Below are 14019 nucleotides of genomic sequence, written 5' to 3'. Positions count from 1 at the left end.
TAGATATAGTAGCTTTTAGAGGTTTTTTACATTGCTTGTTAGAGATAGAAAATCAATTTCTCGGGGAGAGAGAGCCGTATGAACAAAATGGACCGTTTGTTAGCTATAGTGCTTGAATTGCAGCGTAATAAAGTGTTGCGAGCGGAGGATTTGGCGGCTACGTTTGAAACGAGCGTGAGAACTATTTATCGGGATATTCAGGCACTGAGTGAAGCGGGCGTATCCATAATAGGAGCACCAGGGCAGGGCTACTCCTTGATTGAGGGCTATTTCCTGCCACCCGTTAGTTTCACGCTGGACGAAGCAGTGACATTGCTTATTGGGACTGACTTTATTGGGCAGTGGTTTGATGCCCACTATGGCAATAAAGCTAGAAGTTCTAAAGCAAAAATAGAAGCTATCCTGCCAGAAGCCATCCGCAGTGAAGCATCACAGATCCGCAAAAGTTTTCGTTTATTTGCTTCCGCAGCAGATATAGCACCAATACAAGAAAAGGCATGTCTGGAAGCCATTCGTCGAGCGATATTGGAGGAAAGGAAAATAAGATTTCGTTATTCCAAAAGAATCGCCGAAGCCGATGGGAACCGTCAAAGTATTCGTACGGTTGCTCCTTACGGACTTGTGCTTCATCAAGGATCATGGGTACTCGTCGCCTGGTGTGAATTGCGTCAAGACATCCGTCATTTCCGGTTATCCCGAATGAGGGAGCTTATTGAACTGGAAGATAAATTTATACGGCCAGCGGATTTTCAATTGGAGGTATACCAACCTCCTGATGATCGCAACGTTCATGTGGTTATCTTAGTTCATTCTGACATAGCTGATAAGGTAAGGGAATCGAACAATTTCTATATGGAAACTATAGAGGATCATGCGGAAGGCTTACGGGTTACTTTTCGGGTTCGAGAGCCAGCGGAATTGCTGCAATGGGTGCTGGGCTGGGGAGGCGGCATGGTTGTGCTAGAGCCGGAATCTTTTCGCCATCAAGTTAGAAACGAACTAGAAATAATGTTAAAACGCTACTGACATAACGCTGTCAGTAGCGTTTTTGTATACTTGGGTAATCAATGACTACAGGAGCTGATATATAATGATTACAACAAAAGAAGCCTTACAACGTTTTGAAGAAACTGTGACATACTATATTCAAGAAGTAGAGCGATTCAATCTGGAGCAGCTGAAGCAAAAGCCAAGTGAAAACGAGTGGTCCATCGGACAGATGGTTCAACATCTCATTAACTCGGCACTGTATATGCAGCTTCGTAATATTGATCAATGTCTGGTGCCAAGCCAAGATCCCTTGGTATCCCATGTGGGGAAAACCGAGGATGGTGCGGCTATATTTGCACAAGGAAGCTTTCCACCCATTCGTATTCAGGTTCCGCCTTCCGCCCAATATACGCCGGAGCAGCCGGAGAGTAAGGAACAATTAATTCAAGGGTTACATTCAGTCATCCAAAGAATGAGAGAGATCGAACCGCGCCTCGAAAAAGCGTCCAAACAAAATACCGTATCTCACCCGCGATTCGGTGGACTATGCGCGGAGGAATGGTTCCTGCTTATTGAGATGCACTATCGTCATCATCTTCTGCAGCTGGAGCGGTTAAACAAAGAATTGTTTCGGAAAGTGATGTAATACCAAAAAAGAGGCCTTTGCTGATCTACAGCAAAGGCCTTTCGTCATAAAAGAAAGGATCTTAATTTCCTGAGCCAAGCGTCGCTTGAACATAATCTTTATATTCACTCGGATTAACTCCAAAATGCTTCTTGAAAAGTCTGGTGAAATAAAATTGATCATGTATACCGATTTGCGTAGAAATCTCTTTGACATAAGTCTATCTTGCATGATTTAGAGAATCCGAGACAACTTGCGATACGCTCGCGGAGAAATCCCCTCATTCGCCGTGAACACCCTGCTGAAATAATGGATATCGGGATAGCCGACCTGATCGCCCACCCTCTCAATCGGCCAATCCGTTTCTCGCAGCAGCTTACGCGCTTCCCTATGCCGGATCGAGCGGAGGTATTCTCCGGGGGGCATACCTGCAACCTCACGAAAGAGCTTGGCAAAGTGGTCCTCATGCATATTCATGGATGTGGCCATGGATTTATTGGTCCAGCGTTCTGCTAACCGCTCTTCTATCTCGTCTATTAACGCCCTGATCCGCTCGGTGTGAACGGAAGACTTAGCTGCATCTCGGGAGCTTTGCGTTCGAAGCAGCGAAGTCAGAATACCAAGTAGTAGCCCTCGACAGACCCACTCATAGCCGGCAGGCCGCATAGTGAATTCATGAACGAGCTGTTCCATGGCATGAACACATTCGGGTGGCGGGGAGTAGATCGGTTCTTGTGACAATGGCATGAAGGGGACAGTTACGGCTTCAAAGGCGAATTTATCGTGTATGACTTCATCCTCATTAACTACCATATCTTCATCATGTGTAATAATTGATTCCCCAAAGAAATCAAAATGGATTCCAATAAGCTTAGTATCTGAATCTGACAGGATAACATTCTGATGATATACCCCAGATGAGAGGAAAATTAGCTGCCCAGCATTCAGTATATATTCTTCCGTATCCATCTTTGTTAATAATTTGCCCTGGCGAACATATAGTAGCTCGAAGTCATATAGCCTTCTTCTTTGAAAGGTGCAAGGCGGAAGTGTCTGCAATTGTGCATAGTGAATTCCGGGTGCCCAATCACGAGAGGGTACCTGCTTTCTCAGTGGGTAAGAGGGATCTTTGTCAGACATGTCACTGCCTCCTGAATGTTTAATAGAATAGACCGGAATAATGCAAAAAGTCTCTTCTTCGCCTAAATAAATCGAATTTTAAATCTAGTATAATATAAATAATTAAAGGATACAAAGTGCACCTAAACCTAGAGAGTGGAAAACGGAAAAGAACAAATAGGAGGAGGATTCAAATGAAAAAGGGAATAAACATCTGGTCGTTTCGCGAAGGAACTGAAATTAAAGAATGCGTACGTCTAGCCAAAGCGGCTGGGTTTGAGGGGATCGAGCTGTCATTAAATGAGTCAGGTGAACTTGGCCTGCAAACCACTGAGAAAGAAGCGCGTATCCTTCGTGATTCTATTAATGAAACGGGTCTGGAGATCGCGGGTTTGGCAACAGGTCTATATTGGTCTTATGCGATGACTAGTGAATCTGAAGCGAATCGAACCAAGGCAATCGACGTATGCAAAAAGCAACTGGAGCTGGCGGCTGCGCTAGGTGTAGATACAATTCTTGTCATCCCTGGCGCTGTTGGTGTGGATTTCATCGAGGGCTGTGAGGTTGTTGATTATGAAAAAGCTTATGATAGAGCGCTGGAAGCGATTAGTCATTTAGCCAAGGATGCTGAGCAAGCAGGCGTTTCTATAGGTCTTGAAAATGTGTGGAATAAATTCTTGCTGTCTCCGCTTGAATTACGTACTTTTATTGATACGGTCGGTTCGAGTTATGTAGGTTCCTATCTTGATGTTGGGAATATCGTGCATTCCGGTTATCCAGAGCAGTGGATACGGATTCTAGGCCATAGAATTAAAAAGGTGCATTTCAAGGATTACCGTCGGACGGCTGGTGGGCTTCACGGATTTGTTGATCTGCTCGCTGGGGATGTGGATTATCCAGCAGTCATGAAAGCGCTTGAAGACATTGGATACAACAATTATGTTACCGGTGAAATGATACCGTCATACACACATTATACGGAGCAAATTATTTTTAATACTTCTGCAGCTATGGATGTCATTCTCGGACGTACCACTTTCAAAGCTTAAAGTAAGGGGAAGGCGATGCTCAGCCTATAGCAATCATTGAGGCTGAGATACAATCCGCTGGGCTGGAAGGTGCTTGAATAGAGCTTGTTTAATTATTAATCATTTAGCTGGGGAGGTTTCACTATGTTGAAAATAGGTTTGATTGGCTTTGGATTTATGGGCCGGATGCATTTTGATAATTATGTTCGCTTAACGGAAGAGGGGCATCCCATCGCCCTTAAAGCCATCTGTGACTTGCGAATTGAGGAATTGAAAGAAGGTAAAGCGGACGGCAATATGAGTACCGCTCAAGAAGTGTATGATTTAACAGCTTACAGTCTCTATGATGATCTGGAGAAAATGATAGCGAATGAGGAACTGGATATGATCGATATTGCAGTTCCTACTTACCTGCATGCTGAAATGGCTTGTTCGCTGCTGGAACGAGGATATCATGTCTTTTGTGAGAAGCCGATGGCTAGAACTTCAGTAGAAGCGCAGAAAATGGTAGAAGCAGCGGAGCGCAGTGGAAAGAAATTGATGATCGGGCAGTGCCTTCGTTTTTGGCCAGGGTATGAATATTTGAAAGAAGTTGTGGAAACTGAGCAATTTGGTAAAGTGACAGAAGGATATTTCTACCGTGGTTCAGGGGCTCCTAAAGATTGGTTTCTGGATGAGAAGCTAAGCGGTGGATGCATTGTGGATATGCATATTCACGATACGGATATGATTAACTATCTGTTCGGCAGACCGGATAAAGTATCGACTTTGGGACGGAATGTTCTACCGGGAAGCGGATATGATATTGCTTCTACACACTATTATTATAAGGATGCAAAGGTGATCAATGCTCAGGTGGACTGGACGCTGGAGGGCGACTTTGGATTCTACATGGGGTATAGGGTTAACTTTGAGCGAGGAAATGTAGTATTTGATGGTAGTGGAGTCAAGGTGAATCCCAATGATGGAGCAGGCTTTACGGTGGAGCTTTCCCCGGATGCGGGCTACTACAGAGAGCTGGTCTATTTCTTGGATGCGATTATTCAAGATAAGCCTATTATCATTTGTACGCCTGAGAGTGCAGCAGAATCTTTGGAAATCATAGAGGCGGAAGTACAGTCAGCGAATGCCGAAGGGGAATGGATTGTACTTAACTAGCAGGATATAGAGTATGCATAGGCGTGACTGGAGGAAAGACCATTGTAGATGGTTTCTCCAGTCACGTCTTTTTGGCATGCATTCCCGCCTAACCTTTATTGCGCTGGAATTTCGTATTGTCCCTAGCATAGTGTGATACGGAGCCGTCATATCTTCTAAGGCGTACCTGTACATCGGAGAACTGTTCAACGATTCCTGAGGCTACCTCTGAATACATTCCATCAGGGTCAAGCTGTAGGGCAGTGATATAAGTTTGGGATAAAGCGGCTATAAAAAAATCAATATTTTTATTAAGTGTATGTGGCATGGTATTCCCTCCGGTGATATCTTCAACATGTATGAATATAAATAATCCTAAGGAACTATTTTACCACGATTTGCGGATGAATTTGAGGAGGAATTACTTGATTTTGGTCAAAAATATGCGAAATTTGGTTGTAATTGTATTAAAATCCGAAGATCATCCGAGGGCAGGTAGCGAAGTTGTTTCGCTGTCTGTCTTTTTTTTACTTTCTGGTTTGAAAAGAAACCTGCGGACGGATATGATTTGTGTAGTGAAAGGATGATCGCAAATGACTGAACAGCTACAAAGAGCCAAGGAGTTATACACACGATTTCTGGGTCATTTTTTAGATATGCATAAGGCAGGTTTGCTTAAGGAGTATAAGAGTTTTGAAATTCCTAGAGAACAAGAGATAGCATGGCTCAATGAAATGGCCTTGGCGTACGCCGAGCAGTTGTCGATCCGAGATTGGGATGCAATTACTGCACTAGACGCCTTATCGAGAAACTATCAAGACAGCTGGATTGTGGAGAAGGTATCTTCTTTTGCCTCGCGGAATATGATGAGTGCGGATAGTCTGGTTAGATTGATCTACGCAGAGAAACTGGTTGAAATTATTGGCTCTCATAAACAAGTGATCTCCAAAGAGCTGTTATTTGGAGCCTGCAAAGTTGCCGTACAAATCCTCGAAAATGTAATTTCACAGCCGATGGTCATTGACCCTGGACATGAGCTTAAGGGGCTTGGCCTTAAAGATAAGAGAGCTTTGAACAGTCGTGCAGAGCAAAGCTTAGAACAGGTGAAGGTGCTAATTAATTAACCGTTGGAGGGGAAATATGAGATTACTCGTAGCTCAACCTAAACACGAACCACATTTGGAGCATTTACTCAAAGAAATGAGCAGACAGGATTCTTTTGACGCGGTGTTGTATCCAGAAGGTTATGTAGCAGATGAAGCCAGTGTAAAGACCTTATGTGAAGTTGCCAAAACATATAAAAAGCTGATCATTACAGGATATAGGAACAGCAATAACAAGGATAGAGCGCTAATGATTCATCCTTCGGGGGACATCATTTTGGAACGAGCCAAATCGCCGATGGATGAACAGCTATATCGCCCGTCAGTTGCGGAAGCGGATGGCCTGAGTATTGGTTATTTGCTGTGTGTTGAGCTTCTGCAAGGATACGTTGGTTTGGAAGGACAGGCTGAGTCGTTAGATTTCATCGCACATCCGATTGGGGTAGGCATGTTCAGCGAAGAACAATTTAAATTATGGATCGGGGAAGCCACTAGGATCGCCGTGAAATATAATACGATGATTATTGGGACAAGCCATGCGGACGGATCTTACCGAAATTGTGGAATTTCGATTCCCATCTCTTATTGGATCGACTCTACCGGAGAACCTATTTATATTTCAAGTAATGATACGAGAAGTCGCATTATTAATCTTGATACTAGGCAGGTCGATGTTCTAGATTAGGGAATGGCCGAAGTTGACATACTGTTGTCAAATTGGGTGTGCTACGATTTCATAACAGATTAACCTCTGATGATTTATAGAAGAAAATGAGGGATACACAATGGCGGAACCTTTAAAAGCAATGTACAATGAACAATTTCTGCATGATTTTGGCGAAAAGATTCGCAGTGTACATAGTGTTTTCGACACTGATGCATTTGTAATTTCGGCTATGGCGGAACCTTGGGATGCGCTCGAACTGAAGGCAAGGATGCGGCGGATTACGGAGACACTGGGGAGTCATTTACAGCTTCCTTATGAGGAAGCACTGGCGATTTTATTTGCCATTACTGAGGATTGTGTGGGATTTCCATACTTGATCTTCCCAGATTTTGTAGAGGTGTTTGGTCAAGGGGCTGAGCATTGGGAGCTGTCTATGCAGGCGCTGGAAAGGTTCACACCGAAGTCTTCAGCAGAATTTGCGGTTAGACCGTTTCTCTTGCGTGAACCGGAGCGGATGATGGAGCAAATGTTGGTATGGTCGAAGCACCCCGATGAGCATGTGCGCCGGTTAGCAAGTGAGGGGTGTCGTCCTCGTCTTCCATGGGGACAGGCTCTTCCCATGTTTAAGCTAGATCCAGCCCCTGTGCTACCTGTACTTGAGCAGCTTAAGACGGATTCTTCCCTATATGTGCGCAAGAGCGTGGCTAACCATTTGAACGATATTGCGAAGGATCACCCGGAGGTGGTGCTTGAGACAGCTCGCCGCTGGATAGGTATAGATCCCCTCACAGACTGGATTGTGCGGCATGGTTGTCGTTCTTTAATCCGTAAAGCTAATCCGGAGATTATGGCTTTATTCGGATATGCGGAGCAAGCAGACGAAGCAACACCACTCATAACGAGTGCTTCTATAACGATTGATCTTACCCTATTGCGAATTGGAGAAAACTCTGAATTACAATACAAACTTCAAGTTTGTGAAGGAACTCCTGCCCGTGTTCGAATAGAATATGGCATCTATTTCGTCAAGGCTACAGGTCGAACCTCTCGTAAATCTTTCTTACTATCGGATAAAACAGTACCTGGGGGTACAATTCTGTCGGGCAAACGGACGCATCGCTGGGCGAATTTAACCACTCGTCGTCATTATCCCGGGGAACATAGGATTGTACTGTTGGTTAACGGGCGGGAAGTTGCAGATACATTGTTGAAACTTGAGGGGGATCAGTAAATGAAAAAAGAAGTATTGATTTTTATTTCTAATGGATATGCAGATTGGGAAGCTGGCTATATAAGTGCCGAACTAAACAAGCCAGAAAGTGAATACAAAGTTAAGACAGTTTCTTTAAATAGCGACAATGTACAATCTATGGGCGGATTTACTGTTATTCCAGACTATACTATAGATAGTTTACCCGCCCAGTTTGAAATGTTAATTTTAATTGGGGGTACAGGCTGGAAAGATAATTCAGCGATTACTCCAGTGATTGAAAGTTGTATACAGAATAGAACTCCTATAGCGGCTATATGTGACGCATCAACCTTTTTGGCAGAACATGGCTATTTAGATAAGATTCCTCACACTGGAAATTCATTAGATTACTTAAAAGAGTTCGCTCCTAATTATAAAGGACACGCAAATTTTTTAGAAAAACAGACCGTTTCGAGTGACGATATCATTACTGCTAATGGTACGGCTTCTTTGGAATTTACAAAAGAAGTCTTGAAGAAGTTAAAGGTTATGCCATTAGAACAAATCGATGGATGGTATAACTTTTTCAAAAATGGGTTTTATCAAGAATAATGAATTCATGAAAAAAGGTGTTCTCAGGTCTTATTGACTTGAGAGCACCTTTTTGCTTATTTTTTCACTTCAGTAACGCCCGTTACTTTTCCTTGATCCGAGGTATCAAAGGTGGATTGATACTTAGCATCTGTGAAGTAAACATTCCCTTCAACCGTTGCATTTACTAAACTGAAGCCATCTGCTTCTACGTATACATCACCAATAAATGTGCCGCCTTGAATACGAGCGTTTTTACTTTTGATCGTAAGTTTTGGTGCAGTTAGTTTAAAGGAGTTGGTGATATTGTGCTCTGCATCTTGTGTATAGAGAGCAATTTTGCGGGCAGGCTCATCTTTATTCGTGAATTGTCCGTCCAGCACGAGATCCTCGGTGAAGGTTAAATCTTTCAGTGTAGCGGCAATCCAAGTACCGTCCGCACTGATAGCCTTTTTAAAGGCCTCTTCATTATCCACTACCGACGCAGAGGTTACAGCATCAGTGGTGTTATTAGTGTTGCCAGCGTTATTGGTGTTACCAGGTGTAGTAGTGGCGGTAGGGGTAACATTGGCATTGTTATTGGTTGAGTTTCCGCATCCGACCAACAGCACAATTGCAAATACTGCGGCTACGCTTGCTATCTTTCTCATCTGTATAACCTCCCTAAGTAATTGTACTGATATCCTTCGAGCTTAATATAGACTGATTAGTTAGTATTAATGTGGTGTAAGCACAAACACTTACCGTCCTTGAGGTACGCTGAAGGCGTTTCTGCTTGTGGACACAATAATATTTACCGATCATTCTACAAATGGTAATATAGGCCTGGACATCTCTGGCGTATAGTATGACCTGGAAAATATGAATTATTCGAAGGAATTCACGAAAAATAACATTCTTCTTTTGATGAAGAAGCATTTTGGATTACAATAAGTTAAGGTGAAAAAGGGAGCTGTACTAATGGCTAAACAGAAGTATTATGTAGTATGGGAAGGCAAGCAGCCGGGAGTCTATAGCACATGGGCAGAATGCCAGGCGCAGACGGATCACTATACCGGAGCCAAATATAAATCGTATGAATCTAAAGCGGCGGCAGATGCGGCTTACACAGCGGGCTGGAAAGGTAATTGGGGAACAGGGTCATCAGCATCCGGTGCGGCTAAGTCTAAGGGGACAAGTTCTTTTAAACGAAGCGCTACAGTGGAGACCTCAGCGGAGATCGATTACAACAGCATTTCTGTGGATGTTGGAACTCGTGGTAATCCGGGTCCAGTCGAATATAAGGGTGTGGATACGCAAACCGGAGATATTATCTTCTCTTGTGGGCCGATCAGGAAGGGTACTAATAATCTAGGTGAGTTTTTAGCGATTGTGCATGCCTTGGCGCTCCTGAAGAAAGAGGGAAGTAATAAGACAGTCTACAGCGACTCTGTGAATGCAATGAAGTGGGTAAAGCAGAAGAAAGTAGCGACAACCTTGCCACGCGATGCTTCAACAGAGGAAATATGGGTACTTATTGATCGGGCAGAACGTTGGTTGCAAACCAATACATATGACAATAAAGTGCTTAAGTGGCAAACTAAAGAGTGGGGCGAAATTAAAGCAGATTATGGTCGGAAATAGTTGCAGTAAGGTTCTGGGTTTCGGCTAGAGGAGGAGAATTGGGGATGTTCGGCAACGATTGGGATGAGATATTACAAGATGAAATGCAAAAGCCCTATTTTCTGGAGCTGATGGCTAATTTGGAAAGTGAATATAAGGAACATACAGTCTATCCGCCAAAAGAATTACTGTTCACGGCGTTAAAGCATACACCTTTTAGTGAGACAAGGGTTGTTATTTTGGGACAGGACCCATACCATGGAGCGGGACAAGCACACGGTTTGAGCTTCTCGGTAAATCCGGGGGTGCGTATACCGCCTTCACTGCGTAATATTTATACGGAGATATCGGAGGATATGGGTGTACCAATTCCAAACCACGGATCCTTACTGCGATGGGCGGAACAGGGAGTGCTTATGCTCAACTCGGTACTAACGGTACGTGAGGGAGAGCCGAATTCTCATAAAGGTCTAGGGTGGGAGACATTCACAGACACCATAATGAAGAAGTTAAATGAAAGAACTACGCCGATGGTGTTTATTTTATGGGGAAGTCATTCACAGAAAAAAGGTGCCTTCATAGACCAAAGTCGTCATAAGGTTATTCAGTCCCCACATCCGAGTCCGCTCTCGTCGTATCGTGGATTCTTTGGTAGCCGTCCTTTTTCGAAGGTCAATCAGTTTTTGGAGTCGAAGGGAATGAAAGGAATCGATTGGTTCATTTCGGACTTATAACTAATGGGATGTTGGGAAGGGGGAGGGAGCAATGAAGCATTGGGTTGGTAAACCGGTTATCATGTACTGCGGGGACGAACCTTACACGATCATGAAAGGCATTCTTCGCAAATGGGATCTTTCCGCTTCTGTAGCGGTCATCGGTCATCAGGAAATTGCTGTGCCATTTCGGGATATTGTGGTCATTAAAGCTTTGGCTCCTAGAGAAAGAGCACTGCCTCCAGTCTTGCATTCTGTGGGTTATGTGATGAGGGAACGGCAGCAATTCGATAATGCAGTATATTTTAAATCGGCTGTAAGTGTTTGGAAAGAAGATCGGCTGATTGCTCTGAATACGACCATCATTTCGCATACCAAAGGTTCAGTTACACTTCAGGATGGACAGAACCTTATGAAAGGCAATCACATATTTGTAGTTCGTTCTTTGCGAGGTTAATTTCAGTAATCCTATAATGAAGCACGAAAAGGTACATCTCTAATTGGAGACGTACCTTTTTTTATTTATGGAACCTCATTCAGTTCGTAAGTGCTATAGATTCTCATGCTTGAGAGGCTCAGCCTCTTCCTCTCGATCTGCAACAATAATCTCATACACTCGTAAAAAAATAATTTTGGCAATCATATAGACGGGCAGCGCAATAAGCACACCAATAATACCGTAGAAATCCCCACCTATAAGAACAAGAAGGACCGTGGTCAGTGGATGCACATCTAATGATTTGCCGTAAATGATCGGTGAGAGTACATTATCTTGGATTTGCTGTGCAATGAATATGACGACCAGCGACCATATTGCCATCGTGGGTGATTCAATGAATCCAACAATAACTACTGGTACTCCCGCAAGGAAAGAACCCACATAAGGAATGAAATTGAGCGGTACCGAAATTACTGCGAGCAGCAGTGAATAAGGCAATCCGATGATAAGGAAACCGATATACAACATAATACCGAGTACGACGTTTAGCACCACACGTGTGACGATGAAACTGCTCAGTGCACTGTCGATATCCCCGAACATTTCTTTGCCTTCTTTACGGTACTTTCTAGGGATTAAGCCCTGTAGTTTTGGTGACAGCTTATAATCATCTTTTAGCATGTAATACAAAATGATGGGCAAGGTAGCGATTAGAATAACAATGCTGGAAACTACGCCGATCAAATTGGACATCGAATTGGTCACCCAAGTAATAGCCTCGCTAAGATATTCTGATATACGGGCAGCTATGTCGGAGTCCCCTTGGAAAAAGCGTGAGAGTGTCGGATTATCCCTTAATGCATTGAACTGATCCTGTATTCCCTGAACAAGGTAAGGCGTGTTGTCAATAAAGTTCTGAATTTGTTCTTGCAGTGTCGGCCAGACTAGAACCCAGAAGAGAACAAACAATCCGGCAAACAAGAAATAAATGAGCAGGATGGAGAATGCCCGGTTTAATTTTCTTTTCTCAAGAACTCTTACTAACGGTCGTAATAAGTAGTACATGAAACCTGATAGTACCATGGGAACGAGTAATAATCTGATAATGGCAGCCAGTGGTGCGAATAGAAACATTACTTTGGAGCCCAAGTACAAAATAAGTAAAAAAGCGATAATAGCAAGACTTGTCCGAAAATACTTCTGTTGTTGCAATAGGAACATCCCCCAAGTTCAAAATATAATCTATGTAGTTTAATAACCCTAATTCACATGACTTGATTCAAAAAAATGGATTACTCTCCAATAGGTAGTTCTTGGCATATCCGTGGAAGATGACCCTATGACTGAGGCTACGCCAAGTAAGTTGTTCACAACACGTAACCATAACATCATCATATAAATCGCTCGGGGGCTTTGTGGATCATCTTAACTTCCGTCTAGAAGGTTTCTTCGTGGAAAGGGTGAATATTTCTGGTACTTCAACCGCGCCTCCGGTTTCCTTCGTAACTTGTCTTGCCTTGACGAGAGATAAAAAAGCAAAAAATTCCCCTAAAGTGGCTAGTGCGGCAGCAATGATTTCATAATCTTCAGCACTTAATTCTGTTGTTTCCTCACTATTACCGTTCCCGTTGTTATTTCCATTACTATTTCCGTTACTCTTAGCATTGCTGTTACCGCCCATTTTTTTGTTATTTCTTCCGTTGGCCATTTCTGATCACCCGCTTTTTCCTATATGTAGTATTAATATGTTTTAAACATCAGTGAGGAGATAGGCAATTGGTATGTAATTTTCTTACGGGCTTGTTTCACCTTGAGCAAAGCATGAAATCAATCCATTTATTACATTTTGCCAGAGTATCATTTTTAATGTTAAAGCGCTTTACAGATGATGAAAACGCTGTTAAAATCATAAACGAGCACAAATGATCAATAACAGTCATATATAATCAAATAATGGTCATAGATCTCCAAAGATAAGCGCATTTAATAAATGGGATAGCACTGTAACTTAAAGGAGCGAACCACGATGTTGTTTGAGGAAGAGAGAAAACAAAGAATCGTGCTTTTTGTGGAAAAGAATTCAAGAGCTTCGGTACAGGAGTTAAGTCAGGAACTGGGCGTGTCTGAGTCTACTGTGCGCCGTGACCTGAAAGAGCTTGAAGAAGCCAAGTTGCTGAAGCGAACGCACGGCGGGGCAGTATCCTTGCAGAGTGTTAACTTTGAGGCGACTTATCCAGATAAGGAAGATCGATTGTTGGATGAGAAGCAGAGGATAGCACGCAAGGCCGTAGAGATGATTCAGGAAGGCGATGCTATTCTGCTGGATGCTGGAACCACAACGCTACAGATTGCCAAAGAGCTGAGGGCTTTTTCTAATATCAAAGTCATTACGAATTCGATTATGGCGCTTAATGAACTGCGGGATTGTCGCAATATAGAAGTCTCGATTACAGGCGGAATGTTGCGGCCGGATACATTGGCTTTTGTAGGACCGATGACAGAGCGCTCTTTAGAGATGGTAAGAGTGGATAAAACCTTTCTTGCAACCAACGGATTAGACTTACGAGAAGGAATTACTACACCTAATATGCTTGAAGCAGCAACCAAACGTAAGATGATCTCGGTTGCGAAGCAAGTAATTCTTCTGGCTGATCATAGCAAGCTCGGTCAAGTATCCTTCTGTAAGGTTGCCGACGTGACGGAAATGGATCACTGCATTATTGATTCTGGTGCGTCTGAAAAGTTCATCCGTGAGATTACGCAAATGGGCGTAGACTACTCACTGGTATGACCTTAGGTGTAGGATGTTCTAC

At 43.2% G+C, this 14019-nt stretch carries 18 protein-coding genes and 1 pseudogene; 13 read left to right on the top strand and 6 right to left on the bottom strand.

The genetic code is table 11. From position 1 onward, the window contains the following. The first annotated feature begins 78 nt into the window (after positions 1–78). Both ACWNM1_RS20365 and ACWNM1_RS20360 read left to right on the top strand, forming a co-directional pair. Positions 79–1026, top strand: coding sequence for a helix-turn-helix transcriptional regulator (locus tag ACWNM1_RS20365; protein WP_449602415.1), 948 nt, complete (start codon positions 79–81; stop codon positions 1024–1026). A gap of 64 nt (positions 1027–1090) precedes the next feature. After that, complete coding sequence (locus ACWNM1_RS20360) at positions 1091–1636, top strand: DinB family protein (RefSeq protein ID WP_449602414.1); 546 nt, start codon at positions 1091–1093, stop codon at positions 1634–1636. 61 nt (positions 1637–1697) lie between these two features. Here the strand turns inward: ACWNM1_RS20360 and ACWNM1_RS20355 are convergent, their stop codons facing one another. After that, entirely contained in the window at positions 1698–1820 is a 123-nt protein-coding gene (locus ACWNM1_RS20355) for an AraC family transcriptional regulator (protein ID WP_081389984.1), read from the bottom strand. A 29-nt stretch (positions 1821–1849) separates the two neighbouring features. Further along, entirely contained in the window at positions 1850–2755 is a 906-nt protein-coding gene (locus ACWNM1_RS20350; protein ID WP_449602413.1) for a helix-turn-helix domain-containing protein, read from the bottom strand. 173 nt (positions 2756–2928) lie between these two features. Between ACWNM1_RS20350 and ACWNM1_RS20345 the strand changes: the two genes are divergently transcribed. Both ACWNM1_RS20345 and ACWNM1_RS20340 read left to right on the top strand, forming a co-directional pair. Beyond that, positions 2929–3783: a sugar phosphate isomerase/epimerase family protein gene (locus tag ACWNM1_RS20345; RefSeq protein WP_449602412.1), complete on the top strand. Its 855-nt coding sequence runs from the start codon at positions 2929–2931 to the stop codon at positions 3781–3783. Between the two features lie 123 nt (positions 3784–3906). Beyond that, positions 3907–4920 (top strand): Gfo/Idh/MocA family protein, encoded by a 1014-nt coding sequence (locus ACWNM1_RS20340; RefSeq protein WP_449602411.1) that lies wholly within the window; start codon positions 3907–3909, stop codon positions 4918–4920. 88 nt (positions 4921–5008) lie between these two features. Here ACWNM1_RS20340 and ACWNM1_RS20335 read toward each other — a convergent pair whose 3' ends face one another. Beyond that, the gene (locus ACWNM1_RS20335; RefSeq protein ID WP_076284681.1) at positions 5009–5227 is read right to left on the bottom strand and encodes a hypothetical protein; all 219 of its coding nucleotides are present in this window, start codon (positions 5225–5227) and stop codon (positions 5009–5011) included. 265 nt (positions 5228–5492) lie between these two features. On the opposite strand from ACWNM1_RS20335, the gene ACWNM1_RS20330 reads away from it, so the two are divergent. The 4 genes from ACWNM1_RS20330 to ACWNM1_RS20315 all read left to right on the top strand — a co-directional run bounded on the left by ACWNM1_RS20330 (position 5493) and on the right by ACWNM1_RS20315 (position 8473). Further along, complete coding sequence (locus ACWNM1_RS20330) at positions 5493–6023, top strand: hypothetical protein (protein ID WP_449602410.1); 531 nt, start codon at positions 5493–5495, stop codon at positions 6021–6023. Between the two features lie 16 nt (positions 6024–6039). Then, on the top strand, positions 6040–6687 hold the full coding sequence (locus tag ACWNM1_RS20325; protein ID WP_449602409.1) for a hypothetical protein: 648 nt from the start codon (positions 6040–6042) through the stop codon (positions 6685–6687). A 100-nt stretch (positions 6688–6787) separates the two neighbouring features. Continuing rightward, a complete protein-coding gene (locus tag ACWNM1_RS20320) occupies positions 6788–7900 on the top strand; it encodes a DNA alkylation repair protein (protein WP_449602408.1) in 1113 nt (370 codons plus the stop codon). Beyond that, positions 7901–8473 (top strand): type 1 glutamine amidotransferase family protein, encoded by a 573-nt coding sequence (locus tag ACWNM1_RS20315; protein WP_449602407.1) that lies wholly within the window; start codon positions 7901–7903, stop codon positions 8471–8473. Positions 8474–8529: 56 nt separating this feature from the next. On the opposite strand, the gene ACWNM1_RS20310 is transcribed toward ACWNM1_RS20315, so the two are convergent. Further along, the gene (locus ACWNM1_RS20310) at positions 8530–9102 is read right to left on the bottom strand and encodes a hypothetical protein (RefSeq protein ID WP_449602406.1); all 573 of its coding nucleotides are present in this window, start codon (positions 9100–9102) and stop codon (positions 8530–8532) included. 310 nt (positions 9103–9412) lie between these two features. Here ACWNM1_RS20310 and rnhA point away from each other — a divergent pair, with 310 nt between their 5' ends. From rnhA to ACWNM1_RS20295, 3 genes are read left to right on the top strand one after another with little or no spacing between them, the layout of a single operon-like run. Next, positions 9413–10075: a ribonuclease H gene (rnhA, locus tag ACWNM1_RS20305; RefSeq protein ID WP_449602405.1), complete on the top strand. Its 663-nt coding sequence runs from the start codon at positions 9413–9415 to the stop codon at positions 10073–10075. Positions 10076–10119: 44 nt separating this feature from the next. Beyond that, entirely contained in the window at positions 10120–10788 is a 669-nt protein-coding gene (gene ung / locus ACWNM1_RS20300; protein ID WP_449602404.1) for a uracil-DNA glycosylase, read from the top strand. Positions 10789–10819: 31 nt separating this feature from the next. Beyond that, a complete protein-coding gene (locus ACWNM1_RS20295) occupies positions 10820–11224 on the top strand; it encodes a hypothetical protein (protein WP_042190609.1) in 405 nt (134 codons plus the stop codon). A gap of 93 nt (positions 11225–11317) precedes the next feature. Here ACWNM1_RS20295 and ACWNM1_RS20290 read toward each other — a convergent pair whose 3' ends face one another. Together ACWNM1_RS20290 and ACWNM1_RS20285 are read right to left on the bottom strand one after the other, a co-directional pair. Beyond that, positions 11318–12427: an AI-2E family transporter gene (locus ACWNM1_RS20290; protein ID WP_449602403.1), complete on the bottom strand. Its 1110-nt coding sequence runs from the start codon at positions 12425–12427 to the stop codon at positions 11318–11320. A 199-nt stretch (positions 12428–12626) separates the two neighbouring features. Continuing rightward, positions 12627–12914, bottom strand: a complete 288-nt coding sequence (locus ACWNM1_RS20285; RefSeq protein ID WP_449602402.1) for a hypothetical protein — start codon at positions 12912–12914, stop codon at positions 12627–12629. 309 nt (positions 12915–13223) lie between these two features. Here ACWNM1_RS20285 and ACWNM1_RS20280 point away from each other — a divergent pair. Further along, positions 13224–13406, top strand: a pseudogene (locus tag ACWNM1_RS20280) (DeoR family transcriptional regulator); the annotation flags it as partial. A gap of 3 nt (positions 13407–13409) precedes the next feature. Then, a complete protein-coding gene (locus ACWNM1_RS20275; protein WP_449602416.1) occupies positions 13410–13997 on the top strand; it encodes a DeoR/GlpR family DNA-binding transcription regulator in 588 nt (195 codons plus the stop codon). The last annotated feature ends 22 nt before the right edge of the window (positions 13998–14019 follow it).

The organism is Paenibacillus sp. Marseille-Q9583, assembly GCF_976954365.1.
The sequence above is the reverse complement of the archived record's forward strand: the minus strand, read 5'-3'. Positions and strand labels throughout refer to the sequence as shown.

Coding starts and splice junctions, on each gene's coding strand:
- ACWNM1_RS20365 (WP_449602415.1), top strand. CDS start 79: ATGAACAAAATGGACCGTTTGTTAGCTATAGTGCTTGAATTGCAGCGT.
- ACWNM1_RS20360 (WP_449602414.1), top strand. CDS start 1,091: ATGATTACAACAAAAGAAGCCTTACAACGTTTTGAAGAAACTGTGACA.
- ACWNM1_RS20350 (WP_449602413.1), bottom strand. CDS start 2,755: ATGTCTGACAAAGATCCCTCTTACCCACTGAGAAAGCAGGTACCCTCT.
- ACWNM1_RS20345 (WP_449602412.1), top strand. CDS start 2,929: ATGAAAAAGGGAATAAACATCTGGTCGTTTCGCGAAGGAACTGAAATT.
- ACWNM1_RS20340 (WP_449602411.1), top strand. CDS start 3,907: ATGTTGAAAATAGGTTTGATTGGCTTTGGATTTATGGGCCGGATGCAT.
- ACWNM1_RS20335 (WP_076284681.1), bottom strand. CDS start 5,227: ATGCCACATACACTTAATAAAAATATTGATTTTTTTATAGCCGCTTTA.
- ACWNM1_RS20330 (WP_449602410.1), top strand. CDS start 5,493: ATGACTGAACAGCTACAAAGAGCCAAGGAGTTATACACACGATTTCTG.
- ACWNM1_RS20325 (WP_449602409.1), top strand. CDS start 6,040: ATGAGATTACTCGTAGCTCAACCTAAACACGAACCACATTTGGAGCAT.
- ACWNM1_RS20320 (WP_449602408.1), top strand. CDS start 6,788: ATGGCGGAACCTTTAAAAGCAATGTACAATGAACAATTTCTGCATGAT.
- ACWNM1_RS20315 (WP_449602407.1), top strand. CDS start 7,901: ATGAAAAAAGAAGTATTGATTTTTATTTCTAATGGATATGCAGATTGG.
- ACWNM1_RS20310 (WP_449602406.1), bottom strand. CDS start 9,102: ATGAGAAAGATAGCAAGCGTAGCCGCAGTATTTGCAATTGTGCTGTTG.
- rnhA (WP_449602405.1), top strand. CDS start 9,413: ATGGCTAAACAGAAGTATTATGTAGTATGGGAAGGCAAGCAGCCGGGA.
- ung (WP_449602404.1), top strand. CDS start 10,120: ATGTTCGGCAACGATTGGGATGAGATATTACAAGATGAAATGCAAAAG.
- ACWNM1_RS20295 (WP_042190609.1), top strand. CDS start 10,820: ATGAAGCATTGGGTTGGTAAACCGGTTATCATGTACTGCGGGGACGAA.
- ACWNM1_RS20290 (WP_449602403.1), bottom strand. CDS start 12,427: ATGTTCCTATTGCAACAACAGAAGTATTTTCGGACAAGTCTTGCTATT.
- ACWNM1_RS20285 (WP_449602402.1), bottom strand. CDS start 12,914: ATGGCCAACGGAAGAAATAACAAAAAAATGGGCGGTAACAGCAATGCT.